Source organism: Paraburkholderia sp. MM6662-R1, from assembly GCF_050436245.1.
In the GTDB taxonomy this organism is placed as follows: Bacteria; Pseudomonadota; Gammaproteobacteria; order Burkholderiales; family Burkholderiaceae; genus Paraburkholderia; species Paraburkholderia tuberum.
Genome location: NZ_JBNDLV010000004.1, coordinates 2,341,493 through 2,362,981, shown reverse-complemented (window position 1 = coordinate 2,362,981; position 21,489 = coordinate 2,341,493). Strand labels below are relative to the sequence as shown.

20 protein-coding genes are annotated in these 21,489 nt (G+C 66.4%); 14 read left to right on the top strand and 6 right to left on the bottom strand.

Annotated features, from left to right (window positions below; all coding sequences use genetic code 11):
* The first annotated feature begins 43 nt into the window (after positions 1-43).
* From OKW39_RS40755 to hutC (OKW39_RS40740), 4 genes are read left to right on the top strand one after another with little or no spacing between them, the layout of a single operon-like run.
* The gene (locus OKW39_RS40755) at positions 44-694 is read left to right on the top strand and encodes an amino acid ABC transporter permease (protein ID WP_429565237.1); all 651 of its coding nucleotides are present in this window, start codon (positions 44-46) and stop codon (positions 692-694) included.
* 28 nt (positions 695-722) lie between these two features.
* Positions 723-1,385 carry an amino acid ABC transporter permease gene (locus tag OKW39_RS40750; protein WP_429565236.1) on the top strand — a complete coding sequence of 221 codons (663 nt, stop codon included), beginning with the start codon at positions 723-725 and terminating at the stop codon, positions 1,383-1,385.
* Positions 1,386-1,398: 13 nt separating this feature from the next.
* Positions 1,399-2,286, top strand: coding sequence for an amino acid ABC transporter ATP-binding protein (locus OKW39_RS40745; protein WP_429565235.1), 888 nt, complete (start codon positions 1,399-1,401; stop codon positions 2,284-2,286).
* On the top strand, positions 2,283-3,095 hold the full coding sequence (hutC, locus tag OKW39_RS40740) for a histidine utilization repressor (RefSeq protein ID WP_429565234.1): 813 nt from the start codon (positions 2,283-2,285) through the stop codon (positions 3,093-3,095). Before OKW39_RS40745 ends, hutC (OKW39_RS40740) begins: the two co-directional genes overlap by 4 nt.
* A 20-nt stretch (positions 3,096-3,115) precedes the next feature.
* On the opposite strand, the gene hutC (OKW39_RS40735) is transcribed toward hutC (OKW39_RS40740), so the two are convergent.
* The 4 genes from hutC (OKW39_RS40735) to OKW39_RS40720 form a co-directional block, all read right to left on the bottom strand.
* Positions 3,116-3,901 (bottom strand): histidine utilization repressor, encoded by a 786-nt coding sequence (hutC, locus tag OKW39_RS40735; protein ID WP_090806124.1) that lies wholly within the window; start codon positions 3,899-3,901, stop codon positions 3,116-3,118.
* Positions 3,902-4,012: 111 nt separating this feature from the next.
* A complete protein-coding gene (locus OKW39_RS40730) occupies positions 4,013-4,693 on the bottom strand; it encodes a methyltransferase family protein (protein ID WP_429565501.1) in 681 nt (226 codons plus the stop codon).
* Positions 4,694-4,716: 23 nt separating this feature from the next.
* The gene (locus tag OKW39_RS40725) at positions 4,717-5,553 is read right to left on the bottom strand and encodes an arylamine N-acetyltransferase family protein (RefSeq protein ID WP_429334035.1); all 837 of its coding nucleotides are present in this window, start codon (positions 5,551-5,553) and stop codon (positions 4,717-4,719) included.
* 91 nt (positions 5,554-5,644) lie between these two features.
* Entirely contained in the window at positions 5,645-6,322 is a 678-nt protein-coding gene (locus OKW39_RS40720) for a hypothetical protein (RefSeq protein WP_184068386.1), read from the bottom strand.
* A 329-nt stretch (positions 6,323-6,651) separates the two neighbouring features.
* Here OKW39_RS40720 and OKW39_RS40715 point away from each other — a divergent pair, with 329 nt between their 5' ends.
* From OKW39_RS40715 to OKW39_RS40690, 6 genes are all read left to right on the top strand, one after another.
* Positions 6,652-8,175, top strand: a complete 1,524-nt coding sequence (locus OKW39_RS40715) for a carbohydrate porin (RefSeq protein WP_429565233.1) — start codon at positions 6,652-6,654, stop codon at positions 8,173-8,175.
* 181 nt (positions 8,176-8,356) lie between these two features.
* Positions 8,357-9,451 carry a hypothetical protein gene (locus tag OKW39_RS40710; protein WP_429555255.1) on the top strand — a complete coding sequence of 365 codons (1,095 nt, stop codon included), beginning with the start codon at positions 8,357-8,359 and terminating at the stop codon, positions 9,449-9,451.
* Between the two features lie 37 nt (positions 9,452-9,488).
* Positions 9,489-10,802 (top strand): iron uptake transporter deferrochelatase/peroxidase subunit, encoded by a 1,314-nt coding sequence (efeB, locus tag OKW39_RS40705; protein ID WP_429565232.1) that lies wholly within the window; start codon positions 9,489-9,491, stop codon positions 10,800-10,802.
* Between the two features lie 71 nt (positions 10,803-10,873).
* Complete coding sequence (locus OKW39_RS40700; protein WP_429565231.1) at positions 10,874-11,905, top strand: iron ABC transporter substrate-binding protein; 1,032 nt, start codon at positions 10,874-10,876, stop codon at positions 11,903-11,905.
* Positions 11,906-13,510 carry an ABC transporter permease gene (locus OKW39_RS40695; protein WP_090806137.1) on the top strand — a complete coding sequence of 535 codons (1,605 nt, stop codon included), beginning with the start codon at positions 11,906-11,908 and terminating at the stop codon, positions 13,508-13,510.
* Positions 13,511-13,560: 50 nt separating this feature from the next.
* Positions 13,561-14,616 (top strand): ABC transporter ATP-binding protein, encoded by a 1,056-nt coding sequence (locus OKW39_RS40690; RefSeq protein WP_429565230.1) that lies wholly within the window; start codon positions 13,561-13,563, stop codon positions 14,614-14,616.
* A 23-nt stretch (positions 14,617-14,639) separates the two neighbouring features.
* On the opposite strand, the gene OKW39_RS40685 is transcribed toward OKW39_RS40690, so the two are convergent.
* Positions 14,640-15,497 carry a LysR family transcriptional regulator gene (locus tag OKW39_RS40685; protein WP_090806141.1) on the bottom strand — a complete coding sequence of 286 codons (858 nt, stop codon included), beginning with the start codon at positions 15,495-15,497 and terminating at the stop codon, positions 14,640-14,642.
* Between the two features lie 102 nt (positions 15,498-15,599).
* On the opposite strand from OKW39_RS40685, the gene OKW39_RS40680 reads away from it, so the two are divergent.
* Positions 15,600-16,532 carry a DMT family transporter gene (locus tag OKW39_RS40680; protein ID WP_429565229.1) on the top strand — a complete coding sequence of 311 codons (933 nt, stop codon included), beginning with the start codon at positions 15,600-15,602 and terminating at the stop codon, positions 16,530-16,532.
* Positions 16,533-16,553: 21 nt separating this feature from the next.
* On the opposite strand, the gene OKW39_RS40675 is transcribed toward OKW39_RS40680, so the two are convergent.
* Complete coding sequence (locus OKW39_RS40675; RefSeq protein WP_429565500.1) at positions 16,554-17,852, bottom strand: MFS transporter; 1,299 nt, start codon at positions 17,850-17,852, stop codon at positions 16,554-16,556.
* Positions 17,853-18,057: 205 nt separating this feature from the next.
* On the opposite strand from OKW39_RS40675, the gene OKW39_RS40670 reads away from it, so the two are divergent.
* The 3 genes from OKW39_RS40670 to OKW39_RS40660 are packed head-to-tail and all read left to right on the top strand — an operon-like array spanning position 18,058 to position 21,487.
* Positions 18,058-18,828, top strand: a complete 771-nt coding sequence (locus OKW39_RS40670; protein WP_429565228.1) for a GntR family transcriptional regulator — start codon at positions 18,058-18,060, stop codon at positions 18,826-18,828.
* A gap of 20 nt (positions 18,829-18,848) precedes the next feature.
* Positions 18,849-20,519: a malonate decarboxylase subunit alpha gene (gene mdcA / locus OKW39_RS40665; RefSeq protein WP_429565227.1), complete on the top strand. Its 1,671-nt coding sequence runs from the start codon at positions 18,849-18,851 to the stop codon at positions 20,517-20,519.
* A 2-nt stretch (positions 20,520-20,521) separates the two neighbouring features.
* Positions 20,522-21,487, top strand: a complete 966-nt coding sequence (locus OKW39_RS40660) for a triphosphoribosyl-dephospho-CoA synthase (RefSeq protein WP_429565226.1) — start codon at positions 20,522-20,524, stop codon at positions 21,485-21,487.
* Positions 21,488-21,489 lie beyond the last annotated feature (2 nt).

Here is a 21,489-nt window from a genome sequence, read left to right as displayed (position 1 = left end):
AGCGCGGCGCGCGTCGCCCTTCCCCTTCCATCGGCCGCGACCCATGTTCAACACGACCGTCTTCGTTCAGGGCCTGCCGCTGCTGCTGCATGCGGCGCTCGCCACCGTCGGCATTTCGCTGACGGGGCTCGTGATCGGATTCTTCGTCGGCATCGGCGTGTGCACCGCGCGGCTGTCGCAGCATCGCGCCGCGCGCCTCGCGGGCGGCGCCTACGTGTTCTTCTTTCGCGGCGTGCCGATGCTCGTGCAGCTGCTGCTCGTGTACTACCTGCTGCCGTTCGCCGGCATCAACGTGTCGCCGATCGTCGCCGCGATCAGCACGGTGTCGCTGTGCTCCGCGTCGTATATCGCCGAAATTCTGCGCGGCGGTTTTCTGAGCATTCCGCCCGGACATCTCGAAGCCGCGCGCATGCTCGGGCTTTCCCCGCTCGATACGCTGCGGCGCATTCTGGTGCCGCAAGCATTCCGTTTGACGCTGCCGTCGCTCGTCAACGAAATGGTGCTGCTGATCAAGGCTTCTTCGCTGATCTCGGTGGTCGGCGTCGCCGAGTTGACGCGCACCGCGCAGAACATCGCCGCGAGCACTTACCGGCCGCTCGAAGCGTATGTCGCGGCCGGGCTCATCTACTTCGTGATCTGCGGTTCGCTCGCGCTGGTCGCGCATGCGGCCGAACACCGTTTGCAGCAGGCCTGAATCGACTCACGTTTAAGCGAACCTCGCCATGCAAACGTTCGACCCGACCGTCATCACGCACAACGTGCAGCCGATCGCCGCCGGCCTCGCGACGACGCTCGCCAGCTGGCTCGCGGGCGTCGCGATCGGGCTCGCGATCGGCTTTCTGATCGCGGTGCTGCAACTGTTCTGCGGACGCTGGCTGCGCGCCGTGTTGCGCGTCTACATCGAGCTGCTGCGCGGCACGCCGTTTCTCGTGCAGCTGTTTCTGCTGTACTACGCTGGCCCGTCCATCGGCCTCACGCTCGAACCGATGACGGCCGGCATCGTCGGCCTCGGTCTCTACGGCAGCGCGTATTTCGCCGAGGCGTTCCGCTCCGGCTTCCAGTCGGTGCCCAAAGGCCATCTCGAAGCGGCGGCGTGTCTCGGACTCACGCGCTGGCAGGCCATCGTACGCATCCAGGCGCCGCAGATGCTGGTGCTGATCGTGCCCGCGCTGACCAATCTGATCATCGTGTTGAGCAAGGAAACGGCAGTGCTGTCGATCGTCACGGTGCCCGAACTGACGTTCGTGCTGACCGGCATCGGCTCGGCCACCTTCGCTTTCGTCGAAACCCTGCTGGTGCTGTGCGTGTGCTATCTCGCTCTAGTCGAGCTGACCTCGCGCGCGGGCATGTGGGCCGAAGCCCGCCTCGCACGCTTCATGGCATGATTCCGGAACACCTATGAACGCCATCGCCGACATGTCCTCCCCCGCGCAATCTTCCGCGCCGTCCGCCAGCGCAACGGCGAACGCATCGAATGTCGCGCCGCTGATCGAGGTGCGCGATCTGCGCAAACGCTTCGGCGATGTCGAGGTGCTGCGTGGCGTCGATCTCGAGATCGCGCGCTCGGAAGTGGTCTGCGTCATCGGGCCGTCGGGCTCGGGCAAGAGCACGCTGCTGCGCTGCCTCGCCGCGCTCGAAACCTACGATCACGGCGACGTGCGCATCGAAGGCGAACTGCTCGGCTATGCCGAGCGCAACGGCAAACGCGTGCGCGCCTCGCAGGGCGAGATCAACCGCGTGCGCCGCAACGTCGGCATGGTGTTCCAGCAGTTCAACCTGTGGCCGCACATGACCGCGCTCGGCAACGTGATGGAAGCGCTGCTGCGCGTGCGGCGCCTGTCGCACGGCGAAGCGCGCCGCCGCGCGAGCGCGATGCTGGAGACGGTCGGCCTCGCGCACAAGGGCGACGCGTATCCGGCGAAACTGTCGGGCGGTCAACAGCAACGCGTCGCGATTGCGCGCGCACTCGCGATGGAGCCGCACATCATGCTGTTCGACGAACCGACCTCGGCGCTCGATCCGGAGCTGGTCGGCGAGGTGCTGCAGGTGATGAAGCAGCTCGCGCGCGACGGCATGACGATGGCCGTGGTCACGCACGAAATGGGCTTTGCCGCGCAGGTCGCCGACAAGGTCGTGTTCATCGATCAAGGCCGCATCGCCGTGCAGGGCAAACCGCGCGACGTGTTTCACGATGCCGCGCAGCCGCGTCTGCGGCAGTTTCTGCAAAACTACTTCGACCGCAATGCGTTCTGGACGCGCGGCCCCGACGACACCCCACCCCTATGAGCGCCACCGTTCGCAACAAGCCTCATGGCAAATCGTCCGCCAGCGCGGCCAGCGCCGCGGCCAAAATCGCGCGCGGCAGCGACGAAGCGCCGGCCGCGCGCTACGAGCAGGTCAAACAGCACATTCGCCAGATCATCGGCTCGGGCGAACGCCAGGCGGGCGACCGTCTGCCTTCGGAGCTCGACCTCGTCGCGACGCTCGGCGTCTCGCGCATGACGGTCAACCGCGCGCTGCGCGAACTCGCCGACGCGGGGCTCGTCACGCGCCTATCGGGCGTCGGTACTTTCGTCGCGCCGAACAAGCCGCAGTCCACGCTATTGATGATCGCCCATATCGGCGACGAGATCCGCTCGCGCGGCCACGCTTATCGCTGCGATATGGTGCTGTTGCAGCGCGAGACCGCGTCGGTCACGGTGTCGAACGCCTTGGGGCTGGCGCCGGGCGCTTCGGTGTTTCATGTGATCTGCGTGCATCGCGAGAACGGTCTGCCGGTGCAACTCGAAGATCGCTATGTGAATCCGGCCGTCGCGCCGGATTTTCTGCAGCACGATTTCTCGGCGCTGAAGCCGTCCGAGTATCTGCTGACGGTCGTGCCGATGCACGATCTCGAACACGTGGTCGACGCGGCGCTGCCGACGCCTGCCGAAGCAGCGCTGCTCGAAATTCACGCCGAAGAGCCGTGCCTGACGCTGACGCGCCGCACATGGACGGGCGGCGTCGCCGTGACGTTCGCGCGTTTCGTGCATCCGGGTTCGCGCTACCGGCTCGGCTGCCGCTTTTCGCCGAAGACCTCGCAGCGCCAGGGATAACGCGCGCTTCAGAAACCGTACTAGACGGTCCCCGCCAGATGAAAACGCGACGCCGGATGCCATAGCCGCACCGACGTCGCGACGTTCTCGCCGACCCACGTGCGCCGCCACAGCAGCAGACACGGCTCGCCGATATCCATCATCAGATGACGCCGCACATGGGCGTCGGGCTTTTGCGCGTAGATGCGAAACTCGGCGCGTTGCACGGGCGCGAGCCGCACCATGTAGTGATTCGGCGTTTCGACCGAGAAGTCCTGCTGTAGATATTCAGGGAACACCTTCGGATTGACGAAGCGGTCCTCGTACTGGATCGGCTCGCCCTCCTCGCTGTGCACGATGCACGAATGAAACGCGGGACCGTTCGCGAGACCGAGCGCTTCGAGCGCGTCGGCGTCGTCGCTCGGTTCGAGCGTCAGCACGCGCGCCGAATGACGATGACCGCGCGCGGCAATTTCATCGGCGATATTGCGGATCTCCAGCACCGTCGATTCATACCGCTGCGGCGCGACGAAGGTGCCCGAGCCTTGCACGCGCGTGAGCACGCGCTCGGCGGTCAGCTCGCGCAGCGCGCGCGACACCGTCATGCGCGCGACGCCGAACTCCTTGACCAGTTCCGTTTCGGAAGGGATCAGCCCGCCCGGCTTCCATGCGCCTTCGCTGATGCGCTGAAGCACGTAGCGCTTGATCTGCTCGTAGGCGGGCATCGCCTTGACCGGCGTGTCGCGATCGCGATCGCGTTCGGCGGAATGCTGTTTCTGCTCGGCCTGTGCGGCGGGCGCTATACGCGCCTGTGTCGTTGTTTTCACTCCAAACCTCATCGGTGGTTCGCCGGTGGTACATGAGGTACACCGTGGCCGGTTCTCCGACGGCCGGGCCCAATCTTACCCGGTTCGACGCTGGAAGACGGCCGGAACGCGCTACCAGATAAACGGCACGAAACGGTAACGCACACGAGCCATGTATTGGGTGTAGCCGTCGAGCTGCCCGGCGAGCAGCCGCTCCTCGCGCACCGCGCGCCAGCCCATCCCGTACGCCATCACGGGCAGCGCCACGAGCCCCCACCACGAGCCGAGCATCAGCGGCGTGCCGACGAAGAACACCAGCGCGGCCGCGTACATCGGATGACGGACGTACGCGTAGGGCCCGGTGTCGGCGACCTTGTGCCCGCGGCTCGACTGAATCTTGACCACCGGTGCGGCATAGCTATTCGCGCGAAACACGAACCGGCACGTGAAGATGCACAGGAACACGGACAACGCGCCGAGGCCCATGAGCCACGACGGCAGCGGCGCGGACCAGCGAAACCGCATCGCGTCGAAACCCATCAGGATCAGCCAGCCGCACCACGCGGCCCCGATCGCGGCCATGAACACACGATCCCAGCGGCTCTGCTGCGCCTGCACGAACGGCGCGAGCCGCTCCGCGAGCAGCGCGGGATCATGACGCGCGAGCCACAAGCCGAGCCACAGGCTCAATACAGCCAGCTCGAACAGATACCACCACGCTGCCGGCCACGCGAGCGTGCCGGCCGCGCCGAACAGCAGCACGCCCATGAAAACCAGCCACGCCAGCGATTGCAGGATCAGACGTGCGACCATCGCGGCTCCCTTGAGCGGTCGGCTCATGCGGCCTCATCGCGCGTGCGCACGCGCTCGAACACGTCGGCGATATCGATGTCCTCCAGATTCAAGCCGAAACGCTCACGCAGACAGTCGGCGAGTTCGGCGGCGCTCGCGAGGCGCCGTTCGTTGACGATCCGCCCTCGTGCGTCGCGCTCGTTGAACTGATCGTTGAATAGCGCCAGGTGCAGTTCGGGCAACACGCGGCACGCCAGCAGGTTATGAACGAACTTCGAATCCGGTGACGTCGACGTGTACCAGTTCGAGGTTTCGTAGTCGATCCACTCGACTGCGCGCAGATCGACGTGATAAACGCGGGTCCAACTCTCGTCCGGCGCCAGCACCTCGAGATAGACGGTGTCGCGCCCCGCGTCGGCGAGACGGAACGTGCCGAGCGGAATCGGCTGCGCGAGGCCGGCGGTCAGCCGCAGCGGCGCGGTCAGCGTCACGGCGCCGAAGCCGACGTCGGCGATCCATGCGTCGCCGGAGATATCGACGCGCAGCACCATATGCGTGCGCGGCGCAATCGTGCCGGGGTCGCGGCCCCACACGACGCGCGCAAGCATCGGCGTGACCCGGAAGCCGAGTTGCATCAGCACGTTCGCGAACAGAATGTTCTGCTCGAAGCAGTAGCCACCGCGCTTTTCGGTCACGAGCTTGCGTTCGACGGCTTCGAGCTCGAGCCTGACGGGCCGGCGCGTCAACGGGTTCAGGTTCTCGAACGGGATCGCGGCGGGATGGAGCCGGTGAATCGCCCGCAGCACGTCGAGCGTGGCGGCGCGCGGGCCCTGATAGCCGATCCGGGCGAAGTAGCTTTCCAGATTGATGGTGTGGGACATCGGCGGAATTCCGGTTGGGTTGCGGGTTCGACGCGGTCATAGCGGCTTTCGGCGCTGACTCGACCGCGCGCGGGACGAAGCGAAAACGCGCCTACAAGCCCTTCAACGCCGACGTCGCGATCGACGGCACCGTGATGCCGTGGCTCGATGCGAACTGCACGGCCGAGCTCAGCGTCGACATCAGCGACTGCAACTGCCCCGGCGCCGATTGCGCGATATACGAAGCGCTTTGCGCGGTCTGCGGGTTGAGGCCCGATTGCAGCAGCGACGACGGACTCATCTGACCGAGGCTGCCGAGCCCCGACTGCAAGCTCGAATACTGGCTCACACCCTTGCCGAGCGACGACAGACCCTGCGTGAACGCTTCCTTGTTGACCGGCGTCGCAGACGCGCCGCCACTTGCATGATTCGCGAACGCATCGGTCAGCTTCTGCGACAGCGACTGCTGGGTGCTGCCGACCTGCGTCAACTGACTGACCGACGGCGTGCCGCCGCTGAGCAGCCCCGCCGCCTGCTGCGCCTGGCCGGCGGCACTCGTCATGCCCATCGCCGACGCGAGGCTCGACTGTCCGCTCAGCACCTGCTGGTTCGCGCCCACGTAACTCTGCAGCAACTGCGACACGCCGCCCGACGACGCCCCGGCACCCGCCGCGCTATCGCCGCCCCCGCCGATGCCGAACTGCTTCAGATTCAACTGCGCGTGCGCTGTGCCGCCCAGCAACAGACCACCACTCACCAGCAACGAAACCAGAAGAATGCGCTTGCCCATCTCTACCTCCTTACTTTGACTTTCGGGGTGACTCGTGCGCTTCGACACCTCGCCGTTTCGCACGTTCGGCCTGACTACATCAATACGTTTTCATTACGCGCCAATGAATATCTGTTTACGTCCTCATAAAGTTTAGACGCAGTCCGTAAATCCGGGAATTACATGCCAGTAATATTGTTGCGAATCGTTCTCATTTGTGTTGACTGCCGCAATACGCCTGCGTACGATCACGCCATCAACCGCTTTGGCAGCCTGGGACAACACGCGATGTCGCGCCAGGCAGTCGCAGATTGATCACATCGATCGAAACAACACTCATAAGGATTTCGATGAAGTTCGCCCAACTCAATGGATCGCGTGCCAATGCGCGTCCGGTTTGCGACGCTTGCGCAGGTCCCGGCGCAACTCATCGTACGCGTTTGCCTTCGATGCGGCGCGTCGCACTGTGCACGGCCTTCGCGTGTGCCTCGTTGAGCGGCCACGCGGCGCTGGCCGAAGCCAATCCCGATGCGAACCCGGAAGCGCCCGAGGCCGACCTGAACATTCAGGCGACGCAAACCGACCAGTGGACGGGCCTCTGGAACCGCCAGCAATTGCTCGGCGACATGGGCGGCCTGCGTCCGTGGCTCGGCAAGTACGGCATGACCTTCACGCTGACCGAAACCAGCGAAGTGCTGGCCAATCTGCGCGGCGGTCTCGCGCGCGGCGTCGACTACGACGGCCTGACCACCGCGACCTTGCAGATGGATACGCAAAAGGCGTTCGGCCTGCCGGGCGGCCTCTTCAACGTCAGCGCACTGCAAATTCACGGCGCGAACCTGAGCGCGAACAAGCTCGGCACGTTGAATACCGCGAGCGGCATCGAGGCCGACGACGCGACGCGTCTGTGGGAGCTCTGGTATCAGCAGTCGTTCCTGAACAAGCGCGTGGACGTGAAGATCGGTCAGCAGAGTCTCGACCAGGAATTCATCACGAGCACGTATGCGGCCCTGTTCCTCAACACGATGTTCGGCTGGCCCGCGCTGCCCTCGTACGACATGCCGTCGGGCGGTCCCGCCTATCCGCTCGCGGGTCTCGGCGTGCGCGTGCGCGGCCAGATCACCCCTTCGTTGACCGCGCTTGCCGGCGTGTATTCGGGCGACCCGCTCGGCAATGACCCGGACAACATGAGCGGCACGAACTTCAACCTGCATAACGGCGCGTTGTGGATCGGCGAGTTGCAGTACTCGATCAACCAGCCGGCCGAAGGCGAAATGGTCGGCATGGGCGGCGGCGGTCTGCCGGGCACCTACAAGCTCGGCGTCTGGTACAACACCAACAAGTTCGCCGATCAGCGCTACGACAACATGGGGCTGTCGCTCGCGAATCCGGCGTCGACCGGCATTCCCGCGAATCACAGCGGCAACTACAGCTTCTATGCGGTCGCCGATCAGATGGTGTGGCGCCCCGACCCCGACGAACCACGCAGTCTCGGCGTGTTCGCGCGCGTGATGGGCGCGCCGGGCGACCGCAACCTCGTGCAAGTCGCGGCCAACCTCGGCGTCGTGCTGAAGGCGCCGTTCAAGGGCCGTGACAACGACAGCGCCGGTCTCGCGCTGACCTACATCAAGGTCGGCAGTCACGTGAACGGACTCGACAAGGACTTCCTGGCATTCAACGGCAGCCCCTACGGCGTGCGCACCAGCGAAACCACGCTCGAGGCGACCTACCAGTACCAGGTCAATCCGTGGTGGCAGTTGCAGGCCGACGCGCAATACACGTTCAACGCCGGTGCGGGCCAGAACCCGAACGACCCGACGCAGCCGCTGCGCAACACCTTCGTCGTCGGTATGCGGACCAATATCAACTTCTGACGCCGCCCGCCGCGCGCTTTCATCCTCGCAAGCACATGCCACCCCACGCAACCGGACCAGCACTTCCCATGCTTTCTATCGTCACCGCCACTCCCGCTTTGTGCACCCGCACGGAGGCCCAATCGTGAATCAACTCACGCGCAAGCTTGCGGCGCGCGCCGCGCGAGCCCTGCTCGCCGCGATGGCCGGCGCCGCCGCTCTCACGATGGCCGCCAGCGCGCAGGCCGAGCCGCAAGGCTTCCTTGAAACGATCAAGCATCACACGACGCTGATCAACACCGTGCCGGATAACGGCGACCAGAATCCGTACGCGCTCGTGGTCGCGCCGGTCAGCGCGGGCACCGTGAAGAAAGGCGACGTGCTGGTCGGCAACTTCAACAACTCGACGAACCTGCAGGGCACCGGCAGCACGATCATCGACTATCACCCGGACACCAGACAGATGACGGTGTTCGCGACCGTGCCGCGCGATCTGAAGGAATGCCCGGGCGGCATCGGCCTGTCGACCGCGATGACGATGCTGAAGTCGGGCTGGGTGATCGTCGGCAGCACGCCGAGCAACGACGGCACGACCGGCACCAAGGGCGCTGGCTGCCTGATCGTGATCGACCCGCAAGGCAAGATCGCGTCGACGATCTCGACGCCGAACATCAACGATCCGTGGGGCAACATGGCGGTCGTCGACAACGGCACGAGCGCAACGCTGTTCGTCAGCAACGCGGGCTTCGGCGTCGGCGACGCGCAAGGCAATCCGCCCGTGTTCAAGCAGGCCACCGTGCTGCGCCTCGACCTCGACGTGCCGGCAGGCAAGCCGCCCGTCGTGAAGCAGGAAACCGTGATCGGCAGCGGCTTCGGCGCACAGGCCGACAAGGGCGTGTTCCTCGTCGGGCCGACCGGCCTCGCGCTGTCGGCCGATCAGAAGCTGCTGTACGTGTCCGATGCGATCGGCAACCGCATCACCGAGATCGACGATCCGCTCACGCGCGACAGCAGCGCGGGCGTCGGCCGCCAGTTGACCGCCGACGGCCTGCTGCATCGTCCGCTCGCGATGGTCACCGCGCCCAATGGCCACTTGCTGGTGACCAACGCGTTGAACGGCCAGGTCGTCGAGATCGATCCGGCGACCGGCAAGCAGCTGTACGCACGCTGGATCGATACCGACAAGGCGCAATCGCCCCCCGGCAACGGCGACCTGTTCGGTATCGCGATGACGCCGGAAGGCGACGGCTTCTACTACGTCGAAGACGACGTGAACACACTGGTGCTCGCGAAGTAGGCGGCACCCACGCAGGTTTCAAGAAGGTGAACTGACCATGACAAACGATCACCCCCCACGGCCGTCACGACGCGGCTTCCTGAAGGCGGGGGGCGCGGCGGTCGCCGCCGGCGCGAGTCTCGGCGCGGGCCTCGCGACCTCGCCGCCCGCGCTCGCGAAGGCGCCCGCGCATAGCGCCCAGAACGCCGATCCGCAGTTCGCGGCCGAGCCGTTCTACGGTCCGCATCAAGGCGGCATCGTCACGCCGCAGCAGAGCCACACCTACGTCGCCGCGCTCGATCTGACCACCGACAAGCGCGACGAAGTGATCGCCCTGCTGCGCACGTGGACCGAAGCAGCCGCGCGCCTGACGCAAGGCGGCACGGCCTTCGCGCTGCCCGCCGGCGACGACGGCGGCGACCGGGCCGCCCCCGATTCCGGCGACGTGCTGGGCCTCGGCCCGAACGGTCTGACCGTCACGTTCGGCTTCGGCCCCGGCCTCTTCACGAAGGACGGCAAGGACCGCTACGGGCTCGCGTCGCGCCGCCCCGCCGCGCTCGTCGATTTGCCGCGCTTCAACGGCGATCAACTGATCAAGGAGAAGACCGGCGGCGACCTGTTCATCCAGGCGTGCGCGAACGACGCGCAGGTTGCGTTTCACGCGGTACGCCAACTGACGCGCCGTGCCTACGGCGTCGCGGCGATGCGCTGGGGCCAGGCCGGTTTCCTGTCCGGGCCGCGCGCTCAGACGCCGCGCAACCTGATGGGCTTCAAGGACGGCACCAACAATCCGGCGACCGCGAAGCCTGAGCTGATGAACCAGTTCGTGTGGGCTCGCGCCACCGACGACGCGCCGTGGATGGAAGGCGGCACCTACACGGTCGTGCGCCGCATCCGCATCACGCTCGAACACTGGGACAACACCGAGCTCGGTTTCCAGGAACAGGTGTTCGGCCGCCACAAGTACAGCGGTGCGCCGATCGGCAGCAAGCATGAATTCGACGCGGTGGATCTGAAGGCCGAGGACAAGGACGGCAACCCGGTGATCCCCGAGAATTCGCACGTGCGTCTGTCGAATCCGGCGAGCAACAACGGCGTGCAGATTCTGCGCCGCTCGTATTCGTACAACGAAGGCACGAACTTCTATATCGAGCGCTGGCCGCCGTGGCGCCAGGAAACCGAGTACGACGCGGGGCTGATTTTCATCGCGCACCAGAGCGACCCGCGCAGCGGCTTCATCCCGATCAACGACCGGCTCGCGAAGTTCGACATGATGAACCAGTTCACGACCCACGTCGGCAGCGCGATTTTCGTCGTGCCGCCGGGCGCGAAGCCGGGTTCGTACGTCGGCGCGGGGCTGTTCGAGACGTGATGCAGCAAATGAAGCACGCCGGGCGTGCAGCGCCTGGCTCACTCAACACAATCAAAACGGACTTCTGCAACATGGCTCATTCCTGGTTTGCCACCCGTCTGCGCGCGCTCGGCAGCATGGCCGCGCTGTCGCTCACCGCGCTCGCGACGATGCCGTCGGCGGCTCACTCGGCGTCGATCACGCTGTACAACGCGCAGCACGAGCAGGTCGTCAATCTGCTCGCGAAGGACTTCGAAAAGCAGTCGGGCATCTCGGTGAAAGTGCGCAACGGCGAAGGCCCGGCGCTCGCCGCGCAGATCGTCGCGGAAGGCGCGGCCTCGCCCGCCGACGTGTACTTCACGGAGAACTCGCCGGAGCTGATGCTGCTCGAGGAAAAGGGGCTGCTCGCGAAGGTCGACGAAGCGACGCTCCGCGCGGTGCCGGCACGTTTCAATTCGCCGAGCGGTGTATGGGTCGCCGTGACCGCGCGAGAGAGCGTGCTCGCATACAACACGACGAAGCTGCAGCCGTCGCAACTGCCGCAATCGGTGCTCGACCTCGCGAAGCCTGAATGGAAAGGCAAGGTCGGCATCGCGCCGAGCGACGCCGACTTCCTGCCACTCGTGAGCGCGGTGCTGGCCCTGAAGGGTGAAGAGCAGACGCTCGAGTGGCTGAAGGGTCTCAAAGCCAACTCGCAGATCTTCGACGATGACGAAGGCGTGGTCGCCGCGGTCAATCGCGGCGGGGTCGCGGCCGGTCTGATCAACAACTACTACTGGGCGCGTCTGCATGCGGAAATCGGCGATGCGAAAACCCGCAGCGCGATCTATCACTTCGGCCACGGCGACGCCGGTGCGCTCGTCAACGTATCGGGCGCGGGCGTGCTGAAGTCCGCGCACAACGCGGACGGCGCGCAGAAGTTTCTCGCCTATCTGGTCAGCGAACGCGCACAGCAGCTGATGGCCAACAGCCACGTGATGTTCGAATATCCCCTGCACGCGGGTGTCGCGCCGGACCCGATCCTCAAGCCGTTTGCCGAACTGACTCCGCCCACGCTGACGATCCAGCAGCTCGGCGACGATAGCCAGGCCGGCAAGCTGCTACGTCAGGCAGGCCTGCTGTAAATGAGCGAAGCACTGTCAGCCGGTCCGCCGGCTGTCCCCCCAGCCCCGGCGCGCGGCCGGACGCGCGCGCCGCGCAGCCTTTTTGCGGCGGCAGCACTCAGCGCTTCGCTGGTGCTGCTGCCGATTGCGTTTACGTTCTGGCGCGCGGCGAGCTTCGGCATCGGCGACGCGCTCGATCTGATCTGGCGGCCCCTCGTCGGCGAGCTGCTCGTCAATACGGTGCTGATCACCGTCACGACTACCCTCGTTTGCGCGGTGATCGGCACGGCCGCCGCGTGGTTCGTCGAGCGCACGCATCTTCCCGGACGGCGCGCGTGGGCCGTGCTGTGCGCCGCGCCGCTCGCGATGCCTGCCTTCATTTCGAGCTATGCGTGGGTGTCGTTGAGCGAGGACTTGCAGGACTTCAACGGCGCGTTGCTGGTCTTGACCTGCGCGTATTTTCCGCTCGTCTATCTGCCGGTCGCCGCCGCGCTGCGCGGCATGGACCCGGCACTCGAAGAAAGCGCGCGCGCACTCGGCTGCAACCGCTGGACGAGTTTCGCGCGCGTCGTGCTGCCGCAACTGCGGCCGGCGCTGCTCGGCGGCATGCTGCTCGTCGCGCTCGGCGTGCTATCGGAATTCGGCGCGTTCACGCTGCTGCGCTTTCATACGTTCACCACGCAGATCTACGCGGAATATCGCACCAGTTTCGACGGCGGCGGTGCATCGCTGCTCGCGTGTCTGCTGATCGTGATCTGCCTCGTCGTGCTTGCGTTCGAGTTTCGCGTGCGCGGTGCAGCGCGCTATGAGCGCGTCGATCGCGGCACGCGCCGCGCGGTGTTGCGCTACGAGCTCGGCGGGTGGCGCTGGCTCGTCGTCGCGGGCTTTGCGCTGCTGACGCTTGCGACGCTCGGCGTACCGCTCGGCATGATCGGCTTCTGGCTCACGCAGCCGGGCGCGGCCGCCGTGACGCCCGCCGACGTATCGCCCGAACTGCTGTGGAACGCGACGTGTTCGTCGCTGGGTTTCGGCCTCGCGGCCGCCGCGCTGACCACATTGCTCGTGGTGCCGCTCGCGTTTCTGCTGGTGCGTTATCCGACGCGTTTCGCGACGCTGTTCGAGCGCACCGTGTTTCTCGCGCAGGGCGTACCGGGGCTCGTGATTGCGCTCGCGATCGTCTCGCTCGCCGTGCATGCGCTGCAGCCGCTCTATCAAAGCGCGACGCTGCTGATCGTCGCCTACGCGATCCTGTTCATGCCGGTCGCGCTCGTCAGCGTGCGCGCGGCATTCATGCAGGCGCAGCCGCGCCTCGAGGAAACCGCGCGCGCGCTCGGCCTTGACTGGACGCAGACGCTCGTGCGCGTCGTGCTGCCGCTCGCGGGCCCCGGGCTCGGCGCTGCCGCGGCGATGGTGTTCATCTCGGTCGTCACCGAACTGAACGCGACGCTGCTGCTGTCGCCGCTCGACACGCAAACGCTGGCGACCCAGGTGTGGGCCGACACGTCGACGATGGCGTTCGCCGCCGCCGCGCCGTATGCGGCGCTGCTGACCGGCATCTCGCTGTGCGCGTCGGGGCTGCTGTTCGCGCTGCTCGGCCGCTCGGCGCTGCTCGGTGAGCGCGGCTGACACGCGCCGGCTTTTTCATCGCTGCTTTTGTTCGACTACTTCGGATTTTCATGAGCGAACTTCGTATCCGCGGACTGCAGAAATCGTTCGACGGTCACCCGGTGCTGCACGGCCTCGATCTCTCGGTCGAGCGCGGCACGCTGCTCGCGCTGCTTGGGCCCTCGGGCAGCGGCAAGACCACACTGCTGCGCCTGTTGTGCGGCTTCGAGCGCGCGGACGGCGGCAGCGTCGAGATCGATGGCCGGCGCGTCGTCGGCGACAACCTGCACGTACCGTCGGAGCAACGCCGCATCGGCTACGTGCCACAGGAAGGCGCGCTGTTTCCGCATCTGTCGGTCGCGGACAACATCGTGTTCGGTCTGCCACGCGCGCAGCGCCGCGCGCGCCATCGCGTCGCTGAGTTGCTGGAGCTGGTCGGCCTGCCCGCGTATTTTGGCGAGCGCGCGCCGCAGCAACTGTCGGGCGGTCAACAGCAACGTGTCGCGCTCGCCCGTGCGCTCGCACCCGCGCCGACGCTGATCATGCTCGACGAGCCGTTCTCCTCGCTCGACGCCGCGCTGCGCGTCGAAACGCGCCTGGCGGTCGCAAGTGCGCTGGCCGCGGCCGGCGCGACTGCCGTGCTGGTCACGCACGATCAGTCCGAGGCGTTGTCGCTCGGGCATGAGGTCGCGGTGCTGTGGAATGGGAGGCTGATCCAGACCGCGACGCCCGAAGTGCTATACCGCCGGCCGGTGACGCGCGAGCTTGCGTCGTTCATTGGCGAGGCGGTCTTGTTGCCGGGCATCGCGCAACAGGATCGCGCGAGTTGCGAGCTCGGTGAACTCGCACTGGTCGCGCCCGTCGGCCACGGTGCGGTCGACGTGATGGTGCGTCCCGAGCAGATCCGCCTGCTGCGCGCCGATGAAACCGCGCGCACAGGCGCCGAGCACGACGCGCTCGTCACTGACGTGATCTTCCAGGGGCAGGACGCAAGCGTCGCGCTGCAATTGCAGTCCGCGACGCGGGCGATGGTGCGCGCGCGCGTGCCCGGTTATCTGTGCCCGCGTCCGGGTGAGCGCGTGCGGCTCGCGGTCGAGGGTGAAGTGACCGCCTATTCGCGTGCCTGAACGGCTAAGGCTGGCACGCTCGGCTACCGCAGCGACAGATCCTGCACCATCTGCTGCGCCAGATAATCGCAGGTCGGCCGATCCGATTTCGCGCTGCGCGCGACCACGATTTCGAGCGGCGCGATTCTCGGCAGGCCTTGCGCGTCGCCGAGTATCGCGAGCCGCGGCGGCACGCTGCACCGCGTCAGCGCAATCACCGACAAACCGGCATCCACGGTCGCGACGAGCCCCATCAGGCTCGCGCTGCTGAACGCCGCGCGATAACGGATGCGCGCGCCATCCAGCGCAGCCAGCGTGTGCTGGCGCGCGACGCAGCCCGGCTCGTACAACCCCACCGGCAACGGCGAGGCCTTCAGCACCGGCGTATCGACCGACGCCCCCACCCACACCATCGGTTCGCTGCGCACGAACTCGCCGCGCATCCTGCGGTCGCGCGTGACGAATGCGAGGTCGATCTTGTTGTCCGCGAGCATCGGCGCGAGTGCCGTGCTCTGCGCGCAGACGATCTCGATCTCGACGCGCGGGTACAGCGTCGCGAAACGCCGCAACACCGGCGATAGCAGCGACGACACATAGTCGTCCGGCGCGCCGAGCACCACCCGCCCGGTCACCTCGGGCCGCACGATCGCCGACCACGCCTCCTCCTGCAACGCAAGCGCGCGCCGCGCGTATTCGAGCAGCGTACTGCCGGGCCGCGTCAGCGACAGGTTGCGCGTGTTGCGTGCGAACAGCGTCGTGCCGAGCATCGTTTCGAGCCGCTTGATCTGCATGCTGACCGCCGCCTGCGAGCGATGCACGCTCGCCGCCGCCTTCGTGAAGCTGCCCGCCTCCACGACCGCGACGAAGCTGCGCAACAGATCGACGTCGAATTCAGGGTTCACGATTTATCAACCGCGCTTATGGATTTGCTCAATTTAATTCGTTTGTGAACGGGCCACAAGCGGCGCAATACTCGCAGGCATCATGTTACGGAGTCGTTGCGCATGTCCCTCACCTCACGTCAACAAGGCGCGATCACGCTGGCGAGCGGCGGCCTGCTGATGGGCACGATCGGCGTTTTCGTCGAGGAGGCGCGGCTCGATGCGCTGACGCTCGTGTTCTTCCGCTGCCTGTTCGGCTTTCTCTCGCTCGCCGCCTATTGCGCATGGAAGGGCTTTTTCACGCGCGCGCAGTTCACGCGCCGCACGGTCGCGCTCGCGCTGATTTCCGGTGTGCTGATGGTCATGCAATGGGTCGGCTTTTTCGATGCGATTCATCGCACCAGCATCGCGGTCGCGACCGTCGTGTTTCATGTGCAGCCGTTCTGGGTCGTGCTGATCGGCGCGGCGCTCTTTAACGAGCGGCTCGGCGCGGACCGGCTCGGCTGGATCGCGACGGCGTTCGTCGGGCTCGTGCTCGCATCGGGCGTGATCGCGGCCGGAAACCTGCAAGGCCACAGCAGCTATCTGATCGGTTTGAGCGAAGCGCTGCTCGGCTCGCTGCTGTATGCGAGCGTCACGCTGATCGCGAAGAGCCTCGGCGAAATGCGCCCGCATCTGCTGACGCTCACGCAATGCGCGGTCGGCGTGATCTGTCTGCCGCTGATCGCGCCGCTCATCGCGCCTTTGACGCTCACGCATATCGGTCCGATGCAGTGGTTCTGGCTGATCGGCATGGGCGTGCTGCACACGGGATTGTCGTATGTGCTGATTTACGGCGCGCTGCCCAAGCTCAGCACGCCAGTGATCGCGGTGCTGTTGTTCGTTTATCCGCTGACCGCGATCGTCGTGGATGCGCTCGTGTATGGCCGTGCGCTATCGCTCTCGCAACTGGCGGGCATGGCGCTGATCGTCGCCGCGAGTCTCGGCGTCAATCTCGGCTGGCCGTTGCTGACGCTGCTCCATCCGGGTGGGCGGGCACGCAGTCACGCGAAGTAAAGCGCGCCGCCCGCCCGGTTCTTACTGCGGCAGCGTCTCGCCCTTCGTCTCCGGCGCGAACGGAATCACGAACAGGCCGAGCACGAACACGAGCGCGGTCAACGCGATCGGCACGCCGAGCGTCTGCATATGCAGAACCGCCGCGCCGAGCAGAAAGTTGACGCCGGCGCCGACGAAGCGTCCAAACGACGTGCAGAACGCAAACGCCGTCGCGCGTACACGGGTTTCGAACTGCTCGGGCAGCCACAGGCTGAACAACGCGAAGTTGCCGCCGAAAAAGCCCAGCACGAACAGCCACGCGATGAACGGCGCGAGCCCGTTCGGCAGATAGAACGCCCAACCGAAGCTCGCCGCGATCGACACCGCCATTCCCGCGAAGTACACCGCGAGCGTCATCTTGCGGCCGATGCGCTCGGCCAGTGGCGGCAGCGCGAGACAACCGAGGATCGTGCCGATCGACAGCAAGCCGGTCGCGAGCGACGCGGTGCGAATCGAATCGCCCTTGGACATGCCGGCGCGCGCCGCCAGTTGGATCACTGCGGACGGCTCGTAGACGGCGCCCGCCCACAGCCCGATGATCGCGATCGTCAGCAGAATGCACGCGACCCATGTGCGACGCCGGTAAGCCGGCCCCATGATCTCGCGCAACGGCTTCACGCGCACCGTCTTTGCGTCGGCTTTCTGCCACTTCTCCGGCTCCTTCACGCGCAGCAGAATCAGAATCGCGACGACGACCGGTACCGCGCCGGTCAGGAACATCGCGCGCCAGCCGAAATGCACGCCGACCGTGTAATTGAGCGCAGCCGCGAGGAAGAAGCCCGCGTAGTAGCCGGTCTGCAGATAACCGGCGCCCATTTTGCGACGATCCTCCGGCCAGGCCTCGGCAACGTAGGTGCCCGCGAGCGCCCACTCCCCGCCGATCCCGACGCCCGCGATGAAGCGATAAATACCGAGCTGCCACACATTGGTCGAGGTCGCGGCGAGCCCGGTGAAAATCGCGAACGTGAAGATGGTGGCGGCGAGCACCTTGGTGCGGCCGAAGCGATCGGCGATCGGTCCCCAGATGAACGACAGTCCCCAACCGACCAGAAACAGCGCGAACAGGATCGATCCCCCGAGGCCGACATTCGACGGCGTCGCCGCGAAGCCCGAACGCGGCAACAGCTCGGTCAGTGCGGGCGTGAGCACCAGCGCGTAAATGAACGAGTCCATGCCGTCGAGCGTCCAGCCGGCCCATGCTCCCCAGAACCCTGCGATCTGCGAACGATTGAGCGGTGTGCGCTGACGCGCGACCGCTGGTCGGTCGGTTACTGTATTCATCATGCTCCTCCGGCCTACGATAGTTGAACGTAACGAAGAAAGGGACGGGCGCGCTTGGGGATGGCTCGACGACGTTGATTGATCGGCGATGTCCTCGTACAACTCATTCAGAGGACGGCGCGAGCACCTGCCTGGAATGTGGTTCAAGACTTCCGGGTTTGCCCGCGCCGAAATGCGCGTCTTTTCATATATAATATTTGATACCATGACCGACGCAACTGAAGGTTTTCCCCTGGACGCCGCCATGTCCGGTTCGTTTCTTCCGGCCGCCGCGCCGCGCGAAAGCACCTCGCACATGATTGCTGAGGCGCTGCGCGCGGCGATCGTCGACGGCACGCTCGCGCCCGGCGCCCCGCTGCGCCAGGACGCGATTGCCCGGCATTTCTCGGTCAGTGCGATTCCCGTGCGTGAGGCGCTGCGCCAGCTCGAAAGCGAGGGCTGGGCACGCGCGGCGGTCCATAAAGGCGCGAGCGTCGCGCCGCTGTCCGCCAACGAAGCGCGCGAGATCTACGAGATCCGCTCGGCGCTCGAAAGTCTCGCGCTCGGCCTTGCGATTCCGCATCACACCGCCGCGACGCTGCGCGAAGCCGTGGACTTGTGCCGCGCCGCCGAGCGCGAAGAGGATCCGTCGCTATACGTCACGCGCAATGCCGCGTTCCATATGTGTCTCTACGCGCCCGCCGGCCGGCCGCAGCTCGAGGACATGATCGGCTTGCTGCACCGGCGCGGCGAACGCTATCTGCGCCTGAAGTTCGGCTTGCCGTCGTACAAGGGCGAGTCCGACAGTGAGCACGCCGCGCTGCTCGATGCCGTCGAGCGCCGCGATATCGCGACCGCGCAGTCGCTGGTGGTCGCGCATCTGCTCGGCACCGGCGAGCTTCTGCATCGTTTCCTGACCGAGCGCGCGCGCGAAGAAGCGCTTGCGCATCAACCGAAGCCGCGCGGCCGACGCCCGCGCGTCACCACCGGGAGCTGATCGAACCGATGACCGAGCCGATGAACCACCCCGCCGAAGCCGCCGCATCGCGGTCCACTGCCCGCTCGTGGACGACCCGGCGCGACGAAAAGAACCGCCGCCTCGCGGCCATCGCGCCGTGGCTCGAAGACGGCGTGCTGCCCACGCACCGCATCGTCGATGCGCTTGAAACGCTGATCCAGCCCGGCGAGCGCGTCGCACTCGAAGGCGACAACCAGAAACAGGCCGACTTCCTGTCGCGCTCGCTCGCCACGGTCGATCCTCACAAGCTGCACGACGTGCATCTGCTGATTTCGAGCATCAGTCGTCCTGAGCACTTGACGCTGTTCGAGCGCGGCATCGCGCACAAGGTCGATTTCTCGTTCGCGGGGCCGCAGAGTCTGCGCGTTGCGCAACTGCTCGAAGACGGCCAGCTCGAAATCGGCGCGATCTATACGTATGTCGAGCTGTATGCGCGCATGTTCGTCGACCTGACGCCGCACGTTGCACTGCTGTGCGCGGACAAGGCCGACCGTAACGGCAATCTGTACACCGGCCCGAATACCGAGGACACGCCGACGATCGCCGAGGCCGCCGCGTTCCGTCACGGCATCGTGATCGTGCAGGTCAACGAGATCGTCGACGAATTGCCGCGTGTCGACATTCCGGGCTCGTGGGTCGACGTGGTCGTGCAGGCGGACCGGCCGTTCGCGGTCGAGCCGCTGTTCACGCGCGATCCGCGCCATATCGGCGACTTGCAGGTGCTGACCGCGATGATGGTGATACGCGGCATCTACGAGCCGTATGGCGTCACGTCGCTGAATCACGGCATCGGCTTCGATACCGCGGCGATCGAACTGCTGCTGCCCACCTACGGCGAATCGCTCGGTCTCAAGGGCAGGATCTGCCGCAACTGGACACTCAATCCGCACCCGACGATGATCCCCGCGATCGAATCGGGCTGGGTCGACAGCATCCATTGCTTCGGCAGCGAGGTCGGCATGGAGGCGTATATCGAGGCGCGTCCCGATGTGTTCTTCACCGGCAACGACGGCAGCCTGCGCTCGAACCGCGTGCTGTGTCAGTTGGCCGGGCAATACGGCGTCGACCTGTTCATCGGCTCGACGCTGCAGATCGATGCGGACGCGAATTCGTCGACGGTCACGCGCGGACGGCTCGCCGGTTTTGGCGGCGCGCCGAACATGGGCCACGATCCGCGCGGCCGGCGTCATTCGAGCGAGGCGTGGCTGAAGCTGTTGAAGGGCGACGGCGCGGTGTCGCGTGGCCAGAAGCTCGTCGTGCAACTCGCGGAAACGTACAAGAAAGGCGGCGAGCCAACCTTCGTCGATGAACTCGACGCGGTCGCGGTCGGCGCGAAAAACGGCATGCCGATCGCGCCGGTGATGATCTACGGCGACGACGTGAGCCATGTGGTCACCGAGGAAGGCATCGCGCATCTGCACAAGGCCGAAGGCATCGACGAGCGGCGCGCGGCGGTCGCGGCGGTGGCCGGTGTCACGCCGATCGGTCTGCGCGCGAAGCCCGAGAAAACCGCGGAATTGCGCCGGCGCGGCATCGTCGCGTATCCGGAAGATCTCGGCATCCGGCGCGGCGACGCGAAGCGTTCGCTGCTCGCGGCGCGCAGCATCGACGATCTGGTCACGTGGTCGGGCGGACTGTACGCGCCGCCCGCGCGCTTCCGGAGCTGGTGACGATGGCGTCCGCTGCTGTTCTTCCTGAACGGTTGGACGCGCCGCATGCTTCGGTCCTACACGATGCATGTGGCAGGTCGCCGGTCGCGCCGTTTTCCGACGCCCAACTGGCGCGCGACGCGATCATCGCGCTGATCGACGAGGCGGAGCTCACGCCGAAGCCCGCGCTCGTCGACCGGCGCGGCAGCGGCGCGCATCGCGACCTCGATCTAGCGATCATGCGGCGCTCCGCGCACGCGCTCGAACCGACCTTCGCGGCGCTGGCGCGCACGGCGCGCCGCCGCGGCGAACCCTCGGCGCTGCTGCGCGCCGAGCTCGCGCAGATCGGCCGCGCGGGCGAACAGGAGATGATGCAGGCGACGGGAGGGAGCAATGCGCATCGCGGCGCGATCTGGATCATCGGCTTGCTGGTTGCGGGCGTGGCGCTCGAAACGGCTTCGAGTTCCTCCATGCGTGCGCACAGGCCTGGCGGTCCCAACCGTGTCGATACCTCGCGCATCTGCACGCTGGCCGCGCAGATCGCCTGCTTCCCGGACCGCTTCGCCGCTTCGTCCGATAGCCACGGCGAACGCGCGCGTCGACGCTATCAGGTCGGTGGTGCGCGGCGCGAAGCGCAGGACGGCTTTCCGCACGCGCTCGACGTCGGTCTGCCGGCATTGCACGCGGCCCGCGCACGCGGCCTCGACGAAAACGCCGCGCGCATCGATGCGCTGCTCGCGATCATGAGCACGCTCGACGATACCTGCCTGCTGCATCGCGCGGGACTCGCGGGCTTGCATGCGGGGCAGCGCGGCGCGCGGCGCGTGCTCGACGCGGGCGGCAGTTCGACAGCCGCGGGCCGCGTCGCGCTCGACGCGCTCGAACGCGAACTGCTGTCGCTGAACGCATCGCCGGGCGGCGCGGCCGATCTGCTCGCCGCCACCCTCTTTCTCGACATGCTGGCGCATCGCGACGCCAGCCGGAGCTAAGC

Excerpts from the sequence above, each read along its gene's own strand:
- OKW39_RS40745 (WP_429565235.1), top strand. The coding sequence starts at position 1,399 with ATGAACGCCATCGCCGACATGTCCTCCCCCGCGCAATCTTCCGCGCCG.
- OKW39_RS40660 (WP_429565226.1), top strand. The coding sequence starts at position 20,522 with ATGGCGTCCGCTGCTGTTCTTCCTGAACGGTTGGACGCGCCGCATGCT.
- OKW39_RS40695 (WP_090806137.1), top strand. The coding sequence starts at position 11,906 with ATGAGCGAAGCACTGTCAGCCGGTCCGCCGGCTGTCCCCCCAGCCCCG.
- mdcA (WP_429565227.1), top strand. The coding sequence starts at position 18,849 with ATGAACCACCCCGCCGAAGCCGCCGCATCGCGGTCCACTGCCCGCTCG.
- OKW39_RS40720 (WP_184068386.1), bottom strand. The coding sequence starts at position 6,322 with ATGGGCAAGCGCATTCTTCTGGTTTCGTTGCTGGTGAGTGGTGGTCTG.
- OKW39_RS40675 (WP_429565500.1), bottom strand. The coding sequence starts at position 17,852 with ATGAATACAGTAACCGACCGACCAGCGGTCGCGCGTCAGCGCACACCG.
- OKW39_RS40690 (WP_429565230.1), top strand. The coding sequence starts at position 13,561 with ATGAGCGAACTTCGTATCCGCGGACTGCAGAAATCGTTCGACGGTCAC.
- OKW39_RS40700 (WP_429565231.1), top strand. The coding sequence starts at position 10,874 with ATGGCTCATTCCTGGTTTGCCACCCGTCTGCGCGCGCTCGGCAGCATG.
- OKW39_RS40755 (WP_429565237.1), top strand. The coding sequence starts at position 44 with ATGTTCAACACGACCGTCTTCGTTCAGGGCCTGCCGCTGCTGCTGCAT.
- OKW39_RS40710 (WP_429555255.1), top strand. The coding sequence starts at position 8,357 with ATGGCCGGCGCCGCCGCTCTCACGATGGCCGCCAGCGCGCAGGCCGAG.
- OKW39_RS40680 (WP_429565229.1), top strand. The coding sequence starts at position 15,600 with ATGTCCCTCACCTCACGTCAACAAGGCGCGATCACGCTGGCGAGCGGC.
- OKW39_RS40670 (WP_429565228.1), top strand. The coding sequence starts at position 18,058 with ATGACCGACGCAACTGAAGGTTTTCCCCTGGACGCCGCCATGTCCGGT.
- OKW39_RS40730 (WP_429565501.1), bottom strand. The coding sequence starts at position 4,693 with ATGGTCGCACGTCTGATCCTGCAATCGCTGGCGTGGCTGGTTTTCATG.
- efeB (WP_429565232.1), top strand. The coding sequence starts at position 9,489 with ATGACAAACGATCACCCCCCACGGCCGTCACGACGCGGCTTCCTGAAG.
- OKW39_RS40715 (WP_429565233.1), top strand. The coding sequence starts at position 6,652 with ATGAAGTTCGCCCAACTCAATGGATCGCGTGCCAATGCGCGTCCGGTT.
- hutC (WP_429565234.1), top strand. The coding sequence starts at position 2,283 with ATGAGCGCCACCGTTCGCAACAAGCCTCATGGCAAATCGTCCGCCAGC.
- OKW39_RS40725 (WP_429334035.1), bottom strand. The coding sequence starts at position 5,553 with ATGTCCCACACCATCAATCTGGAAAGCTACTTCGCCCGGATCGGCTAT.
- OKW39_RS40750 (WP_429565236.1), top strand. The coding sequence starts at position 723 with ATGCAAACGTTCGACCCGACCGTCATCACGCACAACGTGCAGCCGATC.